This is a genomic window from Psychroserpens jangbogonensis (assembly GCF_000797465.1).
GTDB classification, from domain to species: Bacteria; Bacteroidota; Bacteroidia; order Flavobacteriales; family Flavobacteriaceae; genus Psychroserpens; species Psychroserpens jangbogonensis.
In genome coordinates this window covers 281,195-302,010 of the sequence record NZ_JSWG01000006.1, presented here as the reverse complement: position 1 = coordinate 302,010, position 20,816 = coordinate 281,195, and the positions used below count along the sequence as shown (strand labels likewise).

Genomic DNA, 20,816 nt, shown 5'->3' with positions numbered 1-20,816 from the left:
AATACTTTAGGGTTGTTGTGGAATTAGATAGGCATTGTAATTAATATGTGTTGATAGGAGTACACTAGAAATGCTACTACGTCGTCTTCTTATAACTCCAAACCGCCAAGCCATTCATAACTACAGCATACAGCAGTGTTTTAAGGAGTTGCGGCAAAATATCCATAAAACTAGAACCCTTAAGCATCACCATACGCATGACTTCTACAAAGTACTTTATGGGATTAAACTCGGTGAGCAGTTGAGCCCATTTTGGCATGCTTTCAATAGGTGTAAATAAACCACTCATTAAAATAAAAATCACCATAAAAAACCAAGCTATAAACATGGCTTGTTGCTGTGTTTCTGTAAAATTGGAGATAAATAAACCAATGCCTAAAACCACTAAAATATAAATAGAGGTATAGAAGTACATCAATACCAAACTCCCAACCATTGGCACATTAAAGACGACTCGTGCTAAGATTAATCCAATAGTTAACAATCCCATTCCAATCACCCAAAAAGGGAAGAGTTTCCCAATGATAAACTGGCTTTTTTTAATTGGTGTCACATTAATTTGTTCTAAAGTGCCTATCTCTTTTTCTCGCACAATATTCATTCCTGACAAGAACAAAGTGATCATAGTCACCAACAACACTAAAATCCCAGGTACCATAAAGGTTTTATAATTCAAGGTCTCGTTATACCAAAACAGCGGAATCGTTTCAATTTGTATTGGTTGTACCTGTAGGTCTGACGCTTGTAATAAATTAACTTTCACCTGTTGATTAAACCGTTGTACAATCTGTGTGAGATATACATTTTCTACACCAGCAGCTGCACCATCAATGGCATTGATAGTAACACCTACATTGGTGCGTTTTTCTTTTTGTAAATCACGTTCAAAATAATGTGGGATTTCTACAATCACATCCACGTCTCCTTTCAACATTGCTGAATTTGCTAGAGCTTCCGAAGGGAAATCTGTTAAAACATCAAAATAGGTAGACGCATTAAAACGTTCTACCAATGCTCTTGATGTTGATGTATGATCGTGATCAATATAACCAAATTTGATATGCTGAACTTCAAATGTAGCAGCATTAGAAAGTATGACCAGTTGGATGATGGGCAACACAAAAATGATAGGAAGCATGCCTTTATTTCTAAAGATTTGCTTGAACTCTTTTTGTATGATGTATAGAATTGTTTTCATTACTCCAGTCTAATTTTATATTTCCTCACACTCAATGCTATAAAAAACACAGTCATTCCCACTAAAATTAAGGTTTCCTTCCATATAAATTCGATGCCAACACCTTTGAGCATAATTCCTTTTATAATGATGATAAACCATTTTGCAGGAATGATGTTACTAATTAGTTGAAGTGGTAAAGGCATGCTTGAAATAGGAAAAATAAACCCAGACAATAGAATCACTGGAAGCATTAATCCCATTAACGAAATCATCATTGCAGTTTGTTGCGTTGCTGAAATGGTTGAAATTAGAATACCTAAAGCCAATGCACTTATAATAAACAGAACGCTCTCTAAAGCCAGTAAAAGCATGCTACCTTGAACTGGCATGTTAAAAATGAAAATGCTCAAGACAACGATTACTATAGCGTTGATGATGGATAGAAAAATATAAGGAAACACTTTTCCTATAATCACTTGAATTGGTTTTAGTGGTGACACTAGGAGGATTTCCATAGTTCCCAATTCCTTTTCTCTAGTTATAGAAATGGAAGTCATCATGGCAGAAACCAACATGAGAATAATCGTCATAACACCAGGAACAAACATAAACACGCTTTTTAATTCAGGATTATAAACCATTCGTGTTTCTGGAACTATTTGATAAGCGATTGTAATATCCTTGTTTAATTCTTTTTGATACTGCTGAAGAATTGCATTAACGTAATTGCTTATCGTATTTGCCGTATTTGGATCTGTAGCATCTGTAATAATCTGAACCGTTGCTTTATGATCTTTTATGAGGTTTTTACTGAAGTCTTTTTCAAAATTTAAAACTGCCTTGACATGTCCTTTTTCAAATACCGAAGCAATATCTGCTTCATGAGTTACCATTTGTTTGATACTGAAATATTTTGAAGCCGATATTTTATTAATGATTTCCTTTGTGGTCGCATCTTTAGAATGGTCAAAAATGGCAATGTCAACATTATTGATTTCATTAGTAATCGCGAAGCCAAACAGTAGTATTTGTGCAATCGGCATTCCGAAGAGAATAAACAACGAACGTCTATCTCTAAAGATATGGTAGAATTCTTTTTTTATGAAGCCTATAAATCGGTTCATCCTCTTGCTAGTTTTAAAAACACATCGTTCATATTTGCAGCTTTAAACTGCGTTTTTAGATTTTTTGGCGTGTCTAAAGCTTCTATTTTTCCATTAACCATAATCGAAACACGATCGCAATATTCTGCTTCATCCATATAGTGAGTGGTTACAAAAACCGTTGTGCCTTGATTGGCTGCTTTGTAAATCATTTCCCAAAACTGACGCCTGGTAATTGGGTCAACGCCTCCTGTTGGTTCATCTAGAAACACAATTTTTGGATCGTGAAGCAATGCCACAGAAAACGATATTTTTTGTTTCCAACCCAATGGTAATGATCCAACCAATTGGTTTGCGACAGTTTCTAATCCTAAATCTTCAATCAAAGCATTCGATTTCTCTTTTATTTTAGATCTCGAAAGTCCGTAAATACCTCCAAAAAAGGTGATATTTTCTTTAACCGTTAAATCGTCATACAATGCAAATTTTTGACTCATATAACCAATATTTTTCTTGATGTCTTCAGCATTAGTAAACACATCAAAACCTGCGACATTGGCTTTTCCAGATGTTGGATTAGAAATTCCAATAAGCATTTTCATTGCTGTCGTTTTTCCTGCACCATTTGCACCTAAAAATCCAAATATTTCACCTTTTTTAACATCGAAAGTAATGGCATTTACTGCTGTAAAATCACCAAACATTTTGGTTAATCCATCGACTTGTATGACTTTGTTTGTGCTCATTATTTTGCTAATTCCATAAAGGTGTCTTCTATGGTTGGTTGTGTGATCTGTATTGAGATTTCCGATAGGTTTTTAGATTCTAAATACAGCATTAATTCCTTCGGATTAAAATCTAATCTGTTGTCTGTATAATGTACAAATTCGCCAAAAGGATACACACTGTGCTGGTGTTCGTAAGCCTTTAAACTATTGATTAATTGGTACATGTTGTTTGATCGAATATTATACATTGGTTTTGGATAATGTTTGACAATCGCTTCTGGTGTATCGATTTCTAGGATTTTACCATCTTGGATAAATGCAATTCGGTCACAGAGTTCGGCTTCGTCCATATATGGTGTTGATACTAATATGGTAATTCCCTTTTTTTGTAAACGCTTCAACATGTCCCAAAACTCTTTTCTCGAAACTGGGTCAACACCAGTTGTAGGTTCGTCTAAAAACAGAACTTTAGGTTTGTGAATTAAAGCACAACACAAGGCCAGTTTTTGTTTCATTCCACCAGACAATTTTCCAGCACGACGATTTTTAAAAGGCTCAATTTGAATATAAATATCTTTGATTAAATCGTAGTTTTTTTCAATAGTTGTTCCGAATATAGTTGCGAAAAAAATCAAATTCTCTTCAATAGTTAAGTCTTGATATAGTGAAAATTTACCAGGCATATAGCCAACACTATTTCTAATGCTTTTATAGTCGTTTATAACATCAAAACCTGCAACAGTTGCTGTGCCTTCATTAGCAATTAAAAGCGTGGTTAATATTCTAAACAAAGTTGTTTTACCAGCACCATCAGGACCAATTAGCCCAAAGAGTTCGCCTTCTTTTACTTCAAAAGAAACATCTTTTAAGGCAACAACATCTTTAAATGATTTGCTGATATGTTGGATAGTGATACTCACTGATTTATTTTATTTGTTTACTTAAATATTTTGGAATTACAAGTGATAAAACAACAATTAAGATCCAAACACTTGTTCTAAATAGCATGGCCTTTATGCTTTCTGAAGCAACAGTACTACTCAAGAATTTTAAATACATGAAAACCGAGAAATGCATAGTTAAAATGAATAGGCTTAAGTATTTCGCTGTTGACCTGTTTTTCCAAATATAAAAGGCAGCAATAATTGAAATAGCACCAAAAATTACGTTGTAGGTAACTAACCAAATCAACACATTATACGCCTTGTTATCTATATCAAGAAGTACTTTTGAGCCAGCAAACACAGACATTACACCTAATGTTAAAGCAAGTATTGCTGCAATTTTCTGACTTATAATACTGTTATTTGATGCTATCTCATTCATGTTATTCAAAATAGTTAAGGTAACCTGCTAAATGGTTTTCCATCGTTTTAAAACTTGTCTTGCAGGTTTTTAAATTGGACGATTCTAAGCCTTCAAAAAGGGCAATCATTGGTTTTAAGTAATTGTGTAATTGGTTGTGAGCTTCACCTTTCATTGTGCATTTTTGAAAAATGTTTGAAAATTCTGCTTCCAATTCTCCTTTTAGCGAAGCATAAGCCGCTACATTTTCTTTTTCAGAAAAAGAGTTCATCATGCGTTGCATTTTTTTGATGCCTTCTGTTGTTTCCAAATTTGCTTGCCACAGTTTTGTGTTATCTAATGATACGCCTTCAATTTTTATAGAATTCACATCAATGACTTCCTTTTTGTTCGAATTGCAACTCACAAAGAAGAGTAGCATAAGGCTTACTGAAAAAACGGTTTTTCTATTCATAATTTTTGTTTTAGCAACCATTACCGCAAGATTTTCCGTCTTCATGATTACATCCTTTTTTTTCATTCTTCATCTTTCCTATGCCTTTACCATTTCCCATTTTTCCTTCCTGTTTTTCTTTCATATGCTCTTCCATCCATTCTGGCTCATCAACATCGTTATCATAGATATATGTGGCAATTTTTTCTAAATCTTTAGTAGGTAATGTTAGTTTAGGCATTACTTTAAAACGTTTCACTGCACCAAACATTAGCGCCTTATCTTCTTCAGGATTTTGAACCCAATTTACCATTGCATCTACAAAATCTTTTTTATTATCATACTGACGTGTATAATGCATTTTTACGCCTTTAAAAGGTGGAGCGAGCATATCGTCGTGTGATGCAGTATTAGGATTATGACACACATAACAATTGTTTTTCATTAAGGTGTAACCTTCGTTTGGTTTTATAATTGCAAGTAAAGCAAGGTCATTCTTTACTTCTGCAATGTCAACAAATTCTTCTTTTTTTGTTTGATTGCAACTCATAAAGAGTGCAACAATACTTACTAATAAAATTACTTTTTTGTTCATTGTTTTTATTTTAATTATTTATAATAGTATTCTTAATCTAATTTGAAAACTCAAGACTAATTATTCAATCGAAATCCACATTTCTGCAGGCATGCCTATTTTTAAACTTCCATCATTTTCTACATCTATTTTTAAAGCATAAACTAAAGCAACACGCTCTTCTTTAGTCTGAATAATTTTTGGCGTGAATTCAGCTTCCGAAGCAATCCAACTAATGTTGCCTTTATAAGATTTCATAGCATCTGCATCATCAATTTTTACAGTAACTTCCTGACCAATTTTTAGATTTGCTAATTGGGTTTCACTAACATAAACACGCAATTGCATGACGCTTAAATCTGCTATTTTATAAAGTGGTTTGCTAAACGCAGTAATTTCGTTGGGCTCGGCATATTTGGTTAAAACGGTTCCGTTTACCGGATTCACAATTTTACTTTTCTGGATTTGATCGTCAATTTGTTTGACCTGAACATCAATACTTTTCAGTTCATTAACTACAGGAGCATTTTGAATTTCAACACTTCGGATTTGTTGTCTTGCAACATCAATTTCGCCTTGCACATCATCCAACTGCTTTTGTGTTCCTGCATTGTCTTTGATTAAGTTTTCAATCCTAGTTTTATTCGTGTTTGCTGTTCTTAATTTGGCATTTAGCACATTAATCTGTGACAACACACCTTTAGATTTTGAACTAATTACAGCCTTTGATACGTGCAATTGCTCACGTTTTAAAGCCAATGGAATGGTATCTATATAACCTATAAGTTGATCTTTTTTCAGCTTGTCGCCTTCATTAATAGTAAACTGCATGAGCTTCCCATTATTCTCAGCAGAAATGGTTATTTCAGTAGCTTCAAAATTGCCATAACCATCAGCTTTTCCGTTAGAATCGCTACAGGATAATAGGCTTGTCGCCATAATGCTAAATCCTAATAAATATGTGAATGTTTTCATTTGTAAATTTTTATTGCCCTTTAATGACATTGTAATTTGCTTTTGCGAGTTGTATCTCAATTCTGTGTCTTACCAGCCTATTTTCATCTTCATATAAATTGGTGAGCTCTGTGATGTATGCCGACGACGTAATGACACCATTTTTAAGTTGAGATTCTGCAGTTTCTAATACGTTTTTCCTAAGATTGATAATCTCAATATCAGAATCTATATTGGCTTCCATTTTCTCAATATTTTTTTGCTTTTTGTTGAGTTCTATATTAGTATTCAGCTTAAAAACTTCAGCTTCATTGTCGACAAGATCTTTATTGATTGCTAATGATTTACGTTGATTTTCACTAGAGTTCCAGTCAAAAACATTCCAATTCAATTTAACACCTACAGTATAAAAAGTTTGAAACGAATTGTCGAGCATATTAAGTCCAGGGTTTCCATAACCACCAGTTGCAAAACCAAGTAATTTGGGTGAGTTTTGCTTAGAAATCAAAGCTTCGGAAGATTCAATTTCTTCTTTTTTAAATTGAAATAAATCCAATTCAGGTCTGGATAATTCGTCTTGTAATTGCAGTTCGACAAGAGGGCTTTGAAAAAGAGTACTGGCATCTAATGGTTGACCAATAAGGCTCGAAAGTGTTTCAATAAGCGCCATTTTATTGCTTTCCAATTCTTGAAACTGCTGACTTATTTTCAATAATTCGGCTTCTAAAATTTTATCTGAGGAAGGCAAGATCACGCCATATTTTATACCTGACTTAACTTCTTTTAGTTTAGCGTTTAGTTGTGTTTGCTTCGCTTTTAATAATAGATCGGCTTCTTTAGATAATAAAATAGAGAAATAGAGTTGATTGATTCGTTGTTTTAATTGGTACAAACTGACTTCAACTTGCTTTTGCTTTGTTTTAAGCTGTGCAGATTTCATGTGTAACGACGCATCTGTAAGTCCACCATTATAAATAAGTTGATTTACAGAAAACGTAGCACGATATTGATCTTTGTTTAAAGGCTCTATCGTTGAACTTGGAATTGGCACTTCAATCACATCAGATTGATAAGTAGCCTGTGCATCCAAATCAAATTGTGGCAATTTTGCACTTGAAATAACATCAGCATCCAATTGATTCTGTGCTTCCAAAAGTTGTGACTGCTTCGCTAATGGATAATTTTGAGCAACCAAACTGTAACAACTTTCTAGCGTAATGCTTTGTTGTGCACTACTTGAAAACGTTGTTATAACTATTAATAAGATTACTAATCGTTTCATTTTATGTGTTCTTTATTGAATTGATAATAAAATTGGCGACTTCAATTTTACGCGCTTCTATTAATTGTTTGTAGGCTTCATTATCGACATTGATTAAGGCCATAATTAAAGGTTTAGCAATAAAAGGAAACACGTTAAGTGCTAGAATATTGATGAATAATTGTTCGGCACCAATTGGTTTTATAATTCCTTTTTCGACTTCATAAGCTACTTGCTTCTTGAATTTTTCGAGATTAGGAAACCCTTTGTTGTTCTTCATTCCTAGAATGAAATCTGGATTCCTATTCAATTCTTGGATAATAAAAGTCGGCAAATAGGGATGCTTTATAATGAATGATATATAGTTTGAAGTAAAGTTTTTTACTTTGTCTTCAATAGAAGAATCATCATTTAAAACGGCGTTTAATTGAGGTGCTAATAATGAGAATGCGTTTTTAAAAACAGCTTCAAAAAGCAGTTGTTTGCTTCTGTAGTAGTAGTGCAACATGGCTTTGTTAATGCCAGCTTTATCTGCAATTTCTTGCATTCGTGCACCATCCATTCCTTTGGTCTGAAACACATTTTTCGCCGCATCTAGGATTTGTTCTTCTGTATTTTCATCTTTTGTTTTCTTCATCTTAACTATTCGGTTTAACCATATGGTTAACAAATATACGATATATTTATTTGAGGTAAATAGTTGAACTCATAAAGTTTTACTAAATCAGATAGGAGTGAAGCACGAACATGTGTTTGGACCAGTCATTTACAGTAATTAAATAATTTTTGCTCTGACGAAATTATCATTCCGACAGCTTCTTGCCCTTATTTTACTTTGATTTGCTTCATAATCTTAATACCAATGTTATGTTTAAAAAATATCCAATTATCAAATGGGTCCTAATTAGTTTTACGAGTCTTATTATTGTTCTAGCTGTTTTTGGCTGGTGGTTTATAAGTTTATTACCTAAACCTGATCCAAATTTTGATGTGACAATTTCACAAGTTTCAGACATTCCTTATTTGTCTGAAAATTTAGAGCCTTATCGAGGAAAAATTTTAACGGTTGTGACGAGTACCGATACTATGGGAACTAGTGGTAAAGTAACTGGTTACGAACTTACTGAGTTAGCACGTGCATATTATGTGTTTCAAGCCAATGGTTTTACAGTTGATGTTGCTAGTCCGCTTGGAGGAAAAGCTCCTGTGGTTCTTGATGAAGATGATATGGGAATATTTGATTATGCCTTTTTGAATGATGCTATTGCTCAGAATAAAACAAGTCATACCATTCCATTAGAAGAAATAGTTTCTGAAGATTACGAAGCCATCTTTTTCGTAGGAGGAAAGGGAGCCATGTTCGACTTTCCAGAAAACAAACATATACAGTCTATTGTAAGAGAACTTTATCAAGCTGATAAGGTTGTAGGTGCTGTTTGTCATGGACCTGCAGCTTTAGTAAATGTGAAACAAGAGAATGGTCGTCCGTTACTTGAAAACAAAAAAGTAAGTAGCTTTACTAACGAAGAAGAATTATTACTGATTCCAGATGCGGAAACCATATTTCCGTTTTTACTACAAGACAAATTATCAGAACAAGGTGCACGTTTTAATGAAGGAACCATGTATTTAGAAAAAATAAGCCATGACAACAATTTGATAACAGGCCAAAATCCGTGGTCTACATGGAAACTAGCAGAAACTATGGTGGCGCAATTAGGCTTTACACCAAAATATAGAGAAATTACTGCTGAAGAGAATGCTGTAGAAATTTTAGAGGTTTTTGAAACTCAAGGATCACAACAAGCAAAGGATTTAATAGACCAAATGAGTATAGCTGAAAATAAGCCAGTTGACAGAATACTTCTAGCAATGCATAGTGTGATGGCTGTGATGAAAGGTGAACCTGGAAGATTTATTTCACTAGTCAATTTAACCTCTTATGCTAAAGAAAAAGCAAATGATCAATAATGTGTAGGTATGTTGTTTGTTTACTTCATTTAGAAAACCTTAGTTTAGTAAAATAAATAAATTTGTAGTCCATCAAATACCCTAAGATTTAAATAAAACGAGTTCATGGATTTATTAGAAATTCTTCTTATTATTCTAAGTAGTGCAGGACTGTTGCATGGAATTCTATTTGCTTTGTACCTCTGCATTTTTAAGAAGAAAAAAACATTGACCAATCTATTATTGGGATTGATTCTTGTTTTTATGGCTTTTCGGATTGGTAAGTCTGTTATGCTGAATTTTGGAGATGGACTGGAGCCTATTTTTATTTTTGCTGGTTTAACCATTTTACTATTAATAGGACCTTTGTTGAGATGGTATGTTTTGGGTATGACACGTCCAAATTTCACGCTTACAAAGTCGCACTATCTTGAATTAATCCCATTTGTATTGATTTTTATTGCTAGTCTTTTCGTTACCAAAGAATGGTATGAGAGTAGCAAACTAGTCATTATCATTTTTGGAAGTGGACTCATCTTTATTTACCTGCATTTAGCTTTTTATATTGCCATATCATGGATGATAATGAAGCGAGTAAAAAAAGCTCATGAGACAACACTTCTAACAAAATCGCAAAGATCTATTTTAGATTGGTTGCGATTTCTAATTATTGGTTTGGTTGTTATTTGGGCATCTTATGTACTGAATATTCTTGATGATGCGATACCTTATGTCGTTGGACCAATGGCATATTCATTGACCATTTATTTTTTAAGTTATAAAGCATTTCAATTAAAAGCGGCTGATCTAGATGGCGATGTGTTTAAAGCAAATGAAAACCATGCTTTATTCAATGAAATCATTCAGTTGGTCGTAGACAAAAAATGGTATCTCGAACCCGATTTGTCTCTTTCTAAACTTAGCAAGATGGTTGGAAAAAGCACACAATTAATATCATCGGTTATTAATGAACACGCGAGGCAAAATTTTAATGATTTTATTAATTATTACCGAATTCAAGATGCTAAAGAATTGCTTTCTAATATCGAAAATGAAAAATTCACTATTTCTTCAATAGCTTTTGATACAGGGTTTAGTAGCTTATCTTCATTTAATAGTGCTTTTAAAAAATTTGAAAGCACGACACCATCAGCATATAGAAAGCAACTTTCCTGATACTTATAGAATTATAAAGGCAAATCCATTAAAAAGATGTAGTTTCGCGCCGCAATAAAATTAGTGGTTATGAAGCGTATTAATGAGTACAAGAAATTATTTGGTGTCGAAAATGAAATCGATCTTAAATCTCTTAAGAAGAGTTATAGAAATTTAGTAAAAGAATGGCATCCAGATAAGTTCCAAAATGGAGATGCTTTGCAGGAAGAGGCAGAACTAAATAGCCGAAAAGTTATAGATGGATATCACTTCTTGGTGAGTATGGCTCCTGAAACTAAAGAGAAAAACTTACCAGTATACACTGAAACGATTACTAATTCAGCTATTGCAGATTACCAACATAAAGGTTTATTGTTAGAAATCACCTTTACAGATGGTTCTACTTATGAATATTTTGGAATCACCAAACAGGTGTATCAAAAAATGTACAATGCTGGAAATCTAAATCGTTTTGCTAAACGTGCTATTTACCCAAAGTATACCTATAGAAAGTCTAAACGTATTCTTGAAGAAGCACAATAGACGCCTTAAAGCTTATTAGTTTTATCAATTTTTATAGGAGAATGTAGGAGTGAAGCACAATGTGTATGAAATAGAATACGTTGTTAACTACTTGTTATATGTTCCGACCATTAAGAGTTTTAATTCGTATTAAATAAAGTTATATTTGGGTAGAAATTATCTAACCAATTATACATGAAAATCCTCTCAAATTACCGCATTTTTATTTCCGTTTTTGCCCTCCTGATTTGTAGTCAATTAAGTTTTAGCCAAACCCAAAAACCTCTAACACTAGAGGATTATGCACAATGGAATAGAATAAGACAAACAGCCATTTCACCCAATGGAAGTTTCATGACCTATGCTTATGAACCAAATGAAGGTGATGCAACATTGCATATTCGCAAAGTTGATGGTGACACGCTACGTACTTTAATTAATGGAAAAAAAGTTTCTTTTTCTGATGATAGTAAATGGTTAGCTTATTTAGTAGATCCAGCAAAAGAAGATGCAGATAAGCTTAAGAAATCTAAAAAGCCCGTTTTAAGTGATCTTCAAATTCTAAACGTTGAAACCAATGAAGTTTCAGATGTTACAAGTGTTAGGGCATTCAGTTTTTCAAAAACGTCCAAGTTTATCGCAATTCATAAAAATCGTAGCGATAAAAAGGCGGATCATAAAGGAAGTGATTTACTGCTTAAGGATTTGCAAGGAGATAAGACACTAAATATTGGAAATGTCTCTAGCTATGCCTTTAATAAAGAAGGCTCACTCTTTTCTTATTTGATTGATGCAGACGGAGATAATGGTAATGGTATCTATGTAATTGATCTAAGTAACTTACGAACATGGGCATTGCACACAGGAAGTTTTACGTATTCTCAATTGACTTGGAATAAAGAGAGCAATCAAATAGCAGCATTATTTGGTGCAAAAGAAGATGATAATATTGAACGCGACAATACAGTTTACTGGACTTCAAATTTAGCTCCTGGTATGACAACACTTGGGCTGCAATCTGCGTATTCACCAGTAGTAGATGCAAATTTTCCTAAAAACATGGTCATTAGTGAGTATGGTGAATTGACATGGAATGAAGCTGGCACCAAATTATTCCATGGTGTGAAGGCGCAACAAACCAAATTAAAAAAAGAAGATTCTCTTACAGCCAATGTCGATGTTTGGCACTGGAAAGATGAGCGTTTACAATCTCGTCAAATGGTTCAATCTAAACGTGACCGAAAGTCAACGTTTACTTCCGTATTAAATCTTGGAAACAAGAGATTTATGCAATTGGAAAGTGAAGATATGCCTTCTGTCAGCATCAGTGAAAAGAAGGAATGGGCTGTTGGACGTGTAGATACTTTATATCGCAAAGATGTTAACATACCAGGCGGTTATGAAGACTTGTATAGTATCAATACGAGTACAGGAGCAAAGACATTAATTGCAGAACGTGTGTATAGAAATATGGGTATGTCTCCAAATGGTGAATGGGCTCTGTTCTCTAGAGATGGAGCTGTAATGGGTTATAATTTCGCGACTGGAAATCTAACTAATTTAACAGATAGAACAGGAACCAGTTTTATAGATGAAGATGATGACAAACCTGTAGAAAAGCGTACTTATGGCATAGCTGGATGGTCTAAAGATGGTTCTACGTTGATTCTCAATCACAAATATGATTTATGGACTATTGGGCTAAAATCTGATGCTTCAGCAAACCTTACTCAAGGCATTGGGAATGATGGAAGCATTCGTTTTAGATTTGTGCAATTAGATCCTGAAGCTAAGACGTTCGATTTAACAAAACCGTTATTACTTTCAGCTTATGGAGAGAAAACAAAGAAATCGGGATACTATGAAGTAGTGGTAGGCGAAAAGCCAAGCGTATTGCGTTATGAAGATAAAATGATTGGAAGAGCAACCAAGGCAAAGGATACAAACAAAATTATGTATACCGAACAGACTTTTATTGATTTCCCTGATTATTGGGTGACAGATTTGACATTTTCAAAATCTAAGAAAATTACAAATGCCAACCCACAGCAATCCGATTATAAATGGGGAAAAAGGATATTGGTAGATTATACAGACGAGAGAGGACATGAGTTGCAAGCGACTTTAGCCTTACCTGCAGATTATGATGCTTCTAAGACCTATCCAATGATTGTATATTTCTATGAGAAAATGTCGCAGAGACACCACTTATATTCGATGCCTACGTATGATGATAGACCACACATGTCGACGTATGCTAGTAATGGCTATTTGGTATTGATGCCAGACATCGTTTATGATATAGGTTTACCGGGCTCATCAGCTTTAGATGATGTTACAAGTGCCGTTAAGGAAGTGATTAAACTAGGTTATGCAGATCCAGCTAGAGTTGGAATACAAGGCCATAGTTGGGGAGGTTACGAGTCTTCTTTTATCGTGACTCAAACAAATATGTTTGCTGCTGTAGTTACTGGAGCACCATTAACTAATTTGATTAGTATGTACAATGTAAATTACAAACGTGCAGGTTTTTCGAATGGTCCACTTCTAGAATGGTCACAAGGTAGAATGGGAGTAAGCCCATGGGAAAACATGGAACTCTATCGTAGTCAATCGCCTTTGCATCATGCACATAAGATTGCAACACCTTTCCTAATTCTTCATGGCACTAGTGATGGAGCAGTAGATTGGAATCAAGGTTTAGAGTATTACTCGGCAGCAAGACGATTGGGCAAAGAAGTGATATTATTGTCTTATCCAGGAGAACCACATCATTTAAAGATTGAGGCCAACCAAAAGGATTTTCAGATTCGTATGAAGCAGTATTTTGATTACTATCTAAAAGATGCTGAAGCGCCACTTTGGATTAAAGAAGGCATACCACATTTGAGTAAAAATCGTTTGGGTCCTGAAGTATTGGAAAAGGACAATTAAATAAGTGTTTTTTATAAGATTCATAAGCTCCTATGTATTAAAATAGGAGTGGAGCGAGTTAAGCACTCTTTGTACGAAGGTACGATAGGAGAGAAGTGTAAACCGAACTTGTGAGGTTCACGATTTCTAAAAACAATAAGAGTGTAAGAGTAATGCGTGTGGAATGAAAAATATAATTTTTGTTTTAACCCGAGCTATTCAAGTTGATTTTATCAATATTTTTTATTTCGATTTATATCGAAAAATTAGTCTTTAATAAAACGTTCAATCTGTAGGTTGTTAGCATTTGAAATTTTCAAGAAATATAGTCCTGAATTCAAAAAGTCTAAATCAATTTCAGTCGATATTGTATCCAAATTTTGAGAATAGATAATTTTCCCTGAAATGTCTAAAACAGTAATTTTTAAATCACCTACTAAAGCATTAGTCTCTATGTGCATTTTATCTCTAACTGGATTAGGATAAATTTTAAAGAAGACAAGGTTGTTATCAGACAAACTCAACGTACAGGCTTCGGATTCGCCCCAATTTGGTTTAAAATTATTCTGTAATGGTGAATTTATAGAAAATTCTGTTGGTTCGTTTGGTATAAGTTCAACACACCAGTTAGATATATCTTGATTAAACGATGTTGCATCTTTAAACATAGCATCCATTTCTTCAACTAAAGATACGTCCCAGTTATCTATTGGTTGATTAAAGCTAACTGCTCCCTCAAACATACTAGGCATATTAGTTGCATTTGAAAATTGTATGTTATTCATTGGCTGGTTGTAAGAAATTGCACCTTTGAACATATCATCAGCATGAGCTACTGATGATAAATCCCAATTATCAATAGAATGATTAAAACTTGTTGCATGTAAGAACATCGCCCGAACATTGAATATATTAGATGTATCCCAATTGCTTAAATCTTGATTAAAAGAGAAAGCTTTGTAAAACATTCCCCAACAAGTTTGCATACTCGAGATATCCCAATCATTTAGGGGCTGATTGAATGAAATAGCTTCATAGAACATTCCAGTTGTATAAGCAACATTCGAAACATCCCATGTGTTTAATGGCTGATTGAAAACTTCATTTCTATAAAACATATTATCCATTCTCACTACATTAGAGACATCCCAATTATCTAATGGATGATTGTAAATTGTATAAGTAAATAAATCAAACATGCTTGTTACACTTGATACATCCCAATCATTTAATGGTTGATTAAAATTTGAACTACGGTCAAACATACTTCTCATATATGTCACATTAGAAACATCCCAATTATTTAGCTGTTGGTCAAAAACGTAGGTTCTACGAAACATATAGCTCATATCAGTAACACTAGAAACATCCCAATTATTTAATGGTTGATTAAAGCTAATCGCATGATCGAACATATGATTCATGTCAACTACATTAGAGACATCCCAACTATTTAATGATGTATTAAAAACACTTCTATTTGTACCCCAAAATGATGAAGCTGCTGAAAAGTACATACCAAACATGTTAGACATATCAGTTACATTACTTACATCCCATAAATTAATATTTTGATTAAAACCGATAGCTGTCGAAAACATATAACTCATATTTACAACACCAGAAACATCCCAATTTTCAATAGATTGATTAAAACGTATTGCATATTCAAACATATGACTCATATCTGTCACGCTAGATACATCCCAAGAGCCGATATCTGCATTGAATGATGAATATGGAGGGTCGATACTAAAGTCTGTATTAAACATATACGACATATCCGTAACACTACTCACATCCCAATTTGAAATATCCTGGTTAAAACCGGTTTTGTTCTGAAATAAATAGGACATATCTTGTATTGCTGTTGTACATGTAAGCGCAATTTCTGGATCATTTATATCATTATTTATTAAGGCTTCAAGTTGTGACCGATTTCGTTTTGTAAATGTTTTTTGTTCGCCATTGATTGTTACTGTTCCAGAATAACCAAGGTTAGCATCGACACATAAACAAGTCACTCCGTTTGTATCTACTTCAAATACAGGGTTAATAAAAGTACCATGAGAAAAAGGGCCTAAAACCGCACTTGAATTTGTGTCAGAACATTCTGTCCAGATGAAGAAGTCATACATGGTATCTACTTGCAAGTTATCTATGGTATAATTGTCTCCTGATATATCATTTATAGTTTGCCCACTTCCAAGAGAAAATCCTGGAATACCATATTCTATTGTATATGATATGTCTGTATTTAAAGTATCGTTTGGGTCTATCCAATCCATATCAATTGTAGAGGACGTGACATTAGAAAACGTAATATTTTCAGGAGTACTACAAACTTTAGTCATTCTAAAAGAAGATTCGAATGGACCACCACATGAGCCTAATGGATCTTCAATATAATTTATAATAAAAGAGCTGTCATCACTTAAATCATAAGTAGTAGAGTTTGTATCACTTGTTGATGCGAATATTAAAGTATTAATTGAACAATAGAGATCTAGATCAATATCAGTCATTTGAATACTACCACAGTCTAAATTTAATTCTACGGTGAAAGCACTAGGAGTAAAGCCTGGAAGCAAGCCAATCTGAAATGAACGCATAGTCCCATTTGCTGTTACTAAATAGGTTCCTGATTCAAAATTACTTGATGCATTTGTTGGGCCAGTCGTGGCTTCATTATCTTCTATTTCATATTCACCAACAAAATACGTTGAGGGTACATCGCAATTTACTTCTGGATTAGTTTGCGCGTATAAAAAGGTTGAGCATACTAATGCAGAAATAAACAATGTAAGTTTTAAATTAATAGTTTGCATTGAAAAATATTTTGAATCAAAATTACAGCTTAATATATAAATTTTAGAAAAAAGAATATTACGATAGAGGAATTAATGCTTTGCTAACTAAAAGTTGTTACTACAGTTTCTTGAAAAATTTATTCATTAAATGATTCACTAAGATGTGAATAGAACACTTTTCATGCGTCGACTTAGAGAGAAGCATAATGTGTGTGGAATGAATTTAATAATTACTCTGTACGTCTTTAGTTCAAAATCTTAATAAGATTGGCTTTATATAATTTGCCTATAGGAATTGTATGGTCTTCAATGTATATTCTATTTCCTTCAATTCTTTTGATATGTTTTGTTGCGATTGCAAATGATTTGTGTACTTGAAGAAACTCATCTTTTGGGAGCATTTCTAAAGTATTAGATATTTTTTCTCTTATAGTAATTGTATCTAGGGTAGTAACAACTTTTGTGTAATTTCCAGAAGCTTCAATATATAAGATGGTATTTACATCGACTTGTATATGGCTGTTATTCTGTTTTAAAAATATCTGATTTGCAGATACTTGTTCATTTTCGACACGCACTTGTTTTGATAGTGGAGTAGAAGCAGTTACTTTATTTACTGCACTTAAAAAACGTTCAAAACTAAAGGGTTTTAATAAATAATCTACAACATTAAGCTCGTAGCCTTCAATTGCAAACTCATTATAAGCAGTTGTTACAATTACTTTTGGAGGAGAAGCTAACGTTTTTAAAAACTCAAAACCTTTTAACTTAGGCATGTTTAGATCTAAAAATATAAGATCTACAGGCTGTTTGTTCAAATAGTCTAAAGCTTCAATAGCATCATAGCAATCTGCCATAAACTCCAAGTTTGGTAGCATGTCACTATACCCTTTTATGATATCGTGAGCAATATGTTCATCATCTATAATAAGGTACTTGATCATAATTTTCTAATATTCAATTGGGCTTTATAAACAGTATCCGTTCTTGTTATGGTTAAGGTATGACTTTTTGGGTAAACCAATTCTAATCTGCGTTTTAGGTTAATCATACCAATACCTCCTGGTTCATTAGTAATGGTGTTATCAAAATTGTTTTCTATATCAAAAAACACTTCATTATTTTTTGCTCTCATATTGATGTGAACATATGCATTAATTCTTAAGTTTTCTACACCATGCTTAAAGGCATTTTCTAAAAGGATGATAAAAAGAAGCGGCATTATTTGATAATCATTACCTTTTAGGTCTACCTTAAATTTCACATCTATGGTTTTGTGATAACGCATTTTATGTAACTCTATATAGTTTTGTAAATACGTGATTTCTTGAGAAAGTAACACCGTTTCTTTTTGCCCGTCATAGATACTGTAACGCATCATATCTGATAGTTTCAATATAAGTTCTTGTGCTTTTTTAGAGTCTTTATCTACCAATCCATAAAGGTTATTGAGCATATTAAAAAAGAAGTGTGGATTCACCTGACTTTTTAAGTGCATAAGTTCGGTTTGAGCCTTTTCATTTTTTAATCGAATAATCGATTTGATTTGTCTAAATAACCAATATGAAATAGTGATAAATATTACAATGAAATAAAATGCAATAAACTCTACAAACCCTTCTAATTGACCAAAAGTATCATTAAAAATAACAATGATAATACCAATAAAAACCAGCGCTATTTTATAAATGCGCTTTATAGTTTTCTTTTTTCTATCTGATATTTTAAAATTCATAAATCAATATTAATTAAATAAAAACCCTCAAGCAAATAAGTTGATAAACAGTTTATGGAGAGTGATAAACATCTACTGAGTCGTTATATAATGCTTTTATAACATTTAATCGCATGTGTGTCACTCTCTAACTGCTATATATCCCAAATCTTTTTTAGGCGCTCAAGTACTTGATATGTTTGTCTCAATCAATCAAAAAACGAACAGAATGGAACTCATTAACCATTTAAAACCATTTAAAACCTATTAAAATGTCACAACTAATTAATTTTATGTGTTCACTTATAACACTATTTGTTATTAATTCAAACACCTCTACGCAAGAGTTAACCCAAAACGAAAAAATCAGCACACCTATAGAAGGTAAATGGGAAGGTAATTTAGTAATTAATGAGAATAAGTCCATTGGAATTATGTGGCGTTTCGAAACCTCGGAAGAAGGCAAAATTATTGGCTTTATGGGACCTGCTTCAAAGGGAGTCGCGACAATTCCTATGCAAGATCTTTTTGTTACCAATACAAAACTCAATTTTTCCATTCATTCTCAAGGCAACTTTTCAGGTCTAATTTCAGAATCTGGAATAAATGGGATATTTAATACAGAGAGCGGTAAACAATTGGTGCTTTATATGGCACGAGAACTATCGCAGGAACAATTAAGAAAACGTTATGATAAATCATCAAACGGCGATAAAGTTGATTTTCAACAGGAAATTGCCCTGGGAAACGTGGAAGCCGTTAAGACGTTTTTGTCTAATGGTAATGCAATAGATTCCCTTTATGGCAAAGGAACAACCTTGCTTTTTACAGCCATCAAAAAGGACAGAACACATAAAATAGCTAAGTATTTACTTGAGAATGGTGCTAATCCTAATTTAGTAACTGATGATTTAACGCCACTGATGTATGCCGTTGCTTATCAAAACGCTGCGATGGTTAAAGAACTTATTGCTTATAAGGCTGATGTGAATTTTATTAGTAAGGAGAAGCAATCAGCGCTAGTATTTGCTATTAAGGGTAGGAATGCAGAGATACTACAATTATTAATGGATGGTGGTGCGGATCCTAGTCTACATCTTAAAGATGATTATTCTGCCATAGACTTGGCGAAGGAAGAGAATATTAAGGAGATTCTGGAGATTCTTAATATCCCCTACGAAGGCGTTAGTGATGGTCCCTATGTAATGCAATCTGAAACAGGACGCACTGCGATTTGGGTATATAAAGGAGAAACGCACACGCAAGAGATCAATTCTCAAGATTCTCAAATAATTGAATACAATGGTGTAAAAGCTAAACTATGGAATAATACTCCCAAAGAGGTTAAACAACTTGCCTATAATGGAAATTTCAAAATTGGAGCTGTAAGTGATATTCATGGACAATATGATACATTTATAAAACTCCTAAAAAATAATGGTGTAATCGATAATCAAGGAAAATGGAGCTTTGGAAATGGGCACTTTGTGGTTGCAGGAGACATGTTTGATAGAGGTCCACAGGTTACTGAAGTATTGTGGTTTTTATATGATTTAGAAAAGCAAGCGGAAGAAAAAGGCGGAAAGTTACATGTTCTACTCGGAAATCACGATGTTATGGTACTTAATGGCAATCTACGTTCAGTACATCCAAAATATACTGAAATAGCCAAGATATTGGAAACGCCTTTCAATACCTTTTTTAATAAAGGGACTGTTCTTGGCGATTGGTTACGTACACGTCCAGTCTTGATAAAATTAAATGACATCCTGTTCACACACGGTGGACTGCATCCTGATTTAGTGGAGAAAGGCTTGTCTATAGAAGAAATTAACAGTGAGTTCAAACAACAACTAGTAGCAAGTGAATTGGTTGAAAAACGTAATGAACTTGGAGAATTTCTTCATAGAGCAAACGGACCCATATACTATAGAGGTTATTTTCAAGGTGAACTAACCACCGACGGGCAAATCGATGAATTGTTAAAGCATTTCAAGATTTCAAATATTGTCGTTGGCCATACCACGCATAAGGAAATAGAAATGCACTTTGACGGTCGAGTAATAGTGATTGACGCTAATATGAAAAGTGGCACCATGGGCGAAATGCTTTTATGGCAAGAAGGTGCATTTACCCGTGGGAATCTTTTAGGGGAGGAATTACCATTAAAAATCAGTGAAACTCAAAAATAACTCGGCCTTAGAATTAATTAAA

The 20,816-nt window shown here is 33.5% G+C and carries 18 protein-coding genes; 5 read left to right on the top strand and 13 right to left on the bottom strand.

Features of this window, described 5'->3' with window-relative positions; genetic code table 11:
• Positions 1 to 76 precede the first annotated feature (76 nt).
• The 10 genes from RH81_RS04790 to RH81_RS04745 are packed head-to-tail and all read right to left on the bottom strand — an operon-like array spanning position 77 to position 8,175.
• The gene (locus tag RH81_RS04790) at positions 77 to 1,198 is read right to left on the bottom strand and encodes an ABC transporter permease (protein ID WP_033958462.1); all 1,122 of its coding nucleotides are present in this window, start codon (positions 1,196 to 1,198) and stop codon (positions 77 to 79) included.
• The gene (locus tag RH81_RS04785; RefSeq protein WP_033958459.1) at positions 1,198 to 2,304 is read right to left on the bottom strand and encodes an ABC transporter permease; all 1,107 of its coding nucleotides are present in this window, start codon (positions 2,302 to 2,304) and stop codon (positions 1,198 to 1,200) included. Before RH81_RS04785 ends, RH81_RS04790 begins: the two co-directional genes overlap by 1 nt.
• The gene (locus RH81_RS04780) at positions 2,301 to 3,029 is read right to left on the bottom strand and encodes an ABC transporter ATP-binding protein (protein ID WP_052172415.1); all 729 of its coding nucleotides are present in this window, start codon (positions 3,027 to 3,029) and stop codon (positions 2,301 to 2,303) included. The genes RH81_RS04785 and RH81_RS04780 overlap by 4 nt, the downstream gene beginning before the upstream one ends.
• Positions 3,029 to 3,931, bottom strand: coding sequence for an ABC transporter ATP-binding protein (locus RH81_RS04775; protein WP_033958456.1), 903 nt, complete (start codon positions 3,929 to 3,931; stop codon positions 3,029 to 3,031). The genes RH81_RS04780 and RH81_RS04775 overlap by 1 nt, the downstream gene beginning before the upstream one ends.
• 4 nt (positions 3,932 to 3,935) lie before the next feature.
• Positions 3,936 to 4,337 (bottom strand): hypothetical protein, encoded by a 402-nt coding sequence (locus tag RH81_RS04770; protein ID WP_033958447.1) that lies wholly within the window; start codon positions 4,335 to 4,337, stop codon positions 3,936 to 3,938.
• A gap of 1 nt (position 4,338) precedes the next feature.
• Complete coding sequence (locus RH81_RS04765; protein ID WP_152604789.1) at positions 4,339 to 4,770, bottom strand: hypothetical protein; 432 nt, start codon at positions 4,768 to 4,770, stop codon at positions 4,339 to 4,341.
• Between the two features lie 10 nt (positions 4,771 to 4,780).
• On the bottom strand, positions 4,781 to 5,344 hold the full coding sequence (locus RH81_RS04760; RefSeq protein WP_052172414.1) for a c-type cytochrome: 564 nt from the start codon (positions 5,342 to 5,344) through the stop codon (positions 4,781 to 4,783).
• A 60-nt stretch (positions 5,345 to 5,404) separates the two neighbouring features.
• A complete protein-coding gene (locus tag RH81_RS04755) occupies positions 5,405 to 6,298 on the bottom strand; it encodes an HlyD family secretion protein (RefSeq protein WP_033958736.1) in 894 nt (297 codons plus the stop codon).
• 10 nt (positions 6,299 to 6,308) lie between these two features.
• Complete coding sequence (locus RH81_RS04750; RefSeq protein ID WP_033958445.1) at positions 6,309 to 7,559, bottom strand: TolC family protein; 1,251 nt, start codon at positions 7,557 to 7,559, stop codon at positions 6,309 to 6,311.
• Position 7,560: 1 nt separating this feature from the next.
• A complete protein-coding gene (locus tag RH81_RS04745) occupies positions 7,561 to 8,175 on the bottom strand; it encodes a TetR/AcrR family transcriptional regulator (RefSeq protein WP_033958443.1) in 615 nt (204 codons plus the stop codon).
• 230 nt (positions 8,176 to 8,405) lie between these two features.
• Here RH81_RS04745 and RH81_RS04740 point away from each other — a divergent pair, with 230 nt between their 5' ends.
• From RH81_RS04740 to RH81_RS04725, 4 genes are all read left to right on the top strand, one after another.
• Entirely contained in the window at positions 8,406 to 9,509 is a 1,104-nt protein-coding gene (locus RH81_RS04740) for a type 1 glutamine amidotransferase domain-containing protein (RefSeq protein ID WP_033958440.1), read from the top strand.
• Positions 9,510 to 9,614: 105 nt separating this feature from the next.
• Positions 9,615 to 10,664 carry an AraC family transcriptional regulator gene (locus RH81_RS04735; RefSeq protein WP_033958437.1) on the top strand — a complete coding sequence of 350 codons (1,050 nt, stop codon included), beginning with the start codon at positions 9,615 to 9,617 and terminating at the stop codon, positions 10,662 to 10,664.
• Positions 10,665 to 10,733: 69 nt separating this feature from the next.
• Entirely contained in the window at positions 10,734 to 11,186 is a 453-nt protein-coding gene (locus RH81_RS04730) for a KTSC domain-containing protein (protein WP_033958434.1), read from the top strand.
• 174 nt (positions 11,187 to 11,360) lie between these two features.
• On the top strand, positions 11,361 to 14,099 hold the full coding sequence (locus RH81_RS04725) for a S9 family peptidase (RefSeq protein WP_081988214.1): 2,739 nt from the start codon (positions 11,361 to 11,363) through the stop codon (positions 14,097 to 14,099).
• Positions 14,100 to 14,344: 245 nt separating this feature from the next.
• Here RH81_RS04725 and RH81_RS16360 read toward each other — a convergent pair whose 3' ends face one another.
• From RH81_RS16360 to RH81_RS04710, 3 genes are all read right to left on the bottom strand, one after another.
• The gene (locus RH81_RS16360) at positions 14,345 to 16,906 is read right to left on the bottom strand and encodes a BspA family leucine-rich repeat surface protein (protein WP_052172412.1); all 2,562 of its coding nucleotides are present in this window, start codon (positions 16,904 to 16,906) and stop codon (positions 14,345 to 14,347) included.
• A 227-nt stretch (positions 16,907 to 17,133) separates the two neighbouring features.
• Complete coding sequence (locus RH81_RS04715) at positions 17,134 to 17,832, bottom strand: LytR/AlgR family response regulator transcription factor (protein ID WP_033958431.1); 699 nt, start codon at positions 17,830 to 17,832, stop codon at positions 17,134 to 17,136.
• A complete protein-coding gene (locus RH81_RS04710) occupies positions 17,829 to 18,623 on the bottom strand; it encodes a sensor histidine kinase (protein ID WP_033958428.1) in 795 nt (264 codons plus the stop codon). Before RH81_RS04710 ends, RH81_RS04715 begins: the two co-directional genes overlap by 4 nt.
• A 251-nt stretch (positions 18,624 to 18,874) precedes the next feature.
• Between RH81_RS04710 and RH81_RS16355 the strand changes: the two genes are divergently transcribed.
• Positions 18,875 to 20,794 carry an ankyrin repeat domain-containing protein gene (locus RH81_RS16355; RefSeq protein WP_052172411.1) on the top strand — a complete coding sequence of 640 codons (1,920 nt, stop codon included), beginning with the start codon at positions 18,875 to 18,877 and terminating at the stop codon, positions 20,792 to 20,794.
• The last annotated feature ends 22 nt before the right edge of the window (positions 20,795 to 20,816 follow it).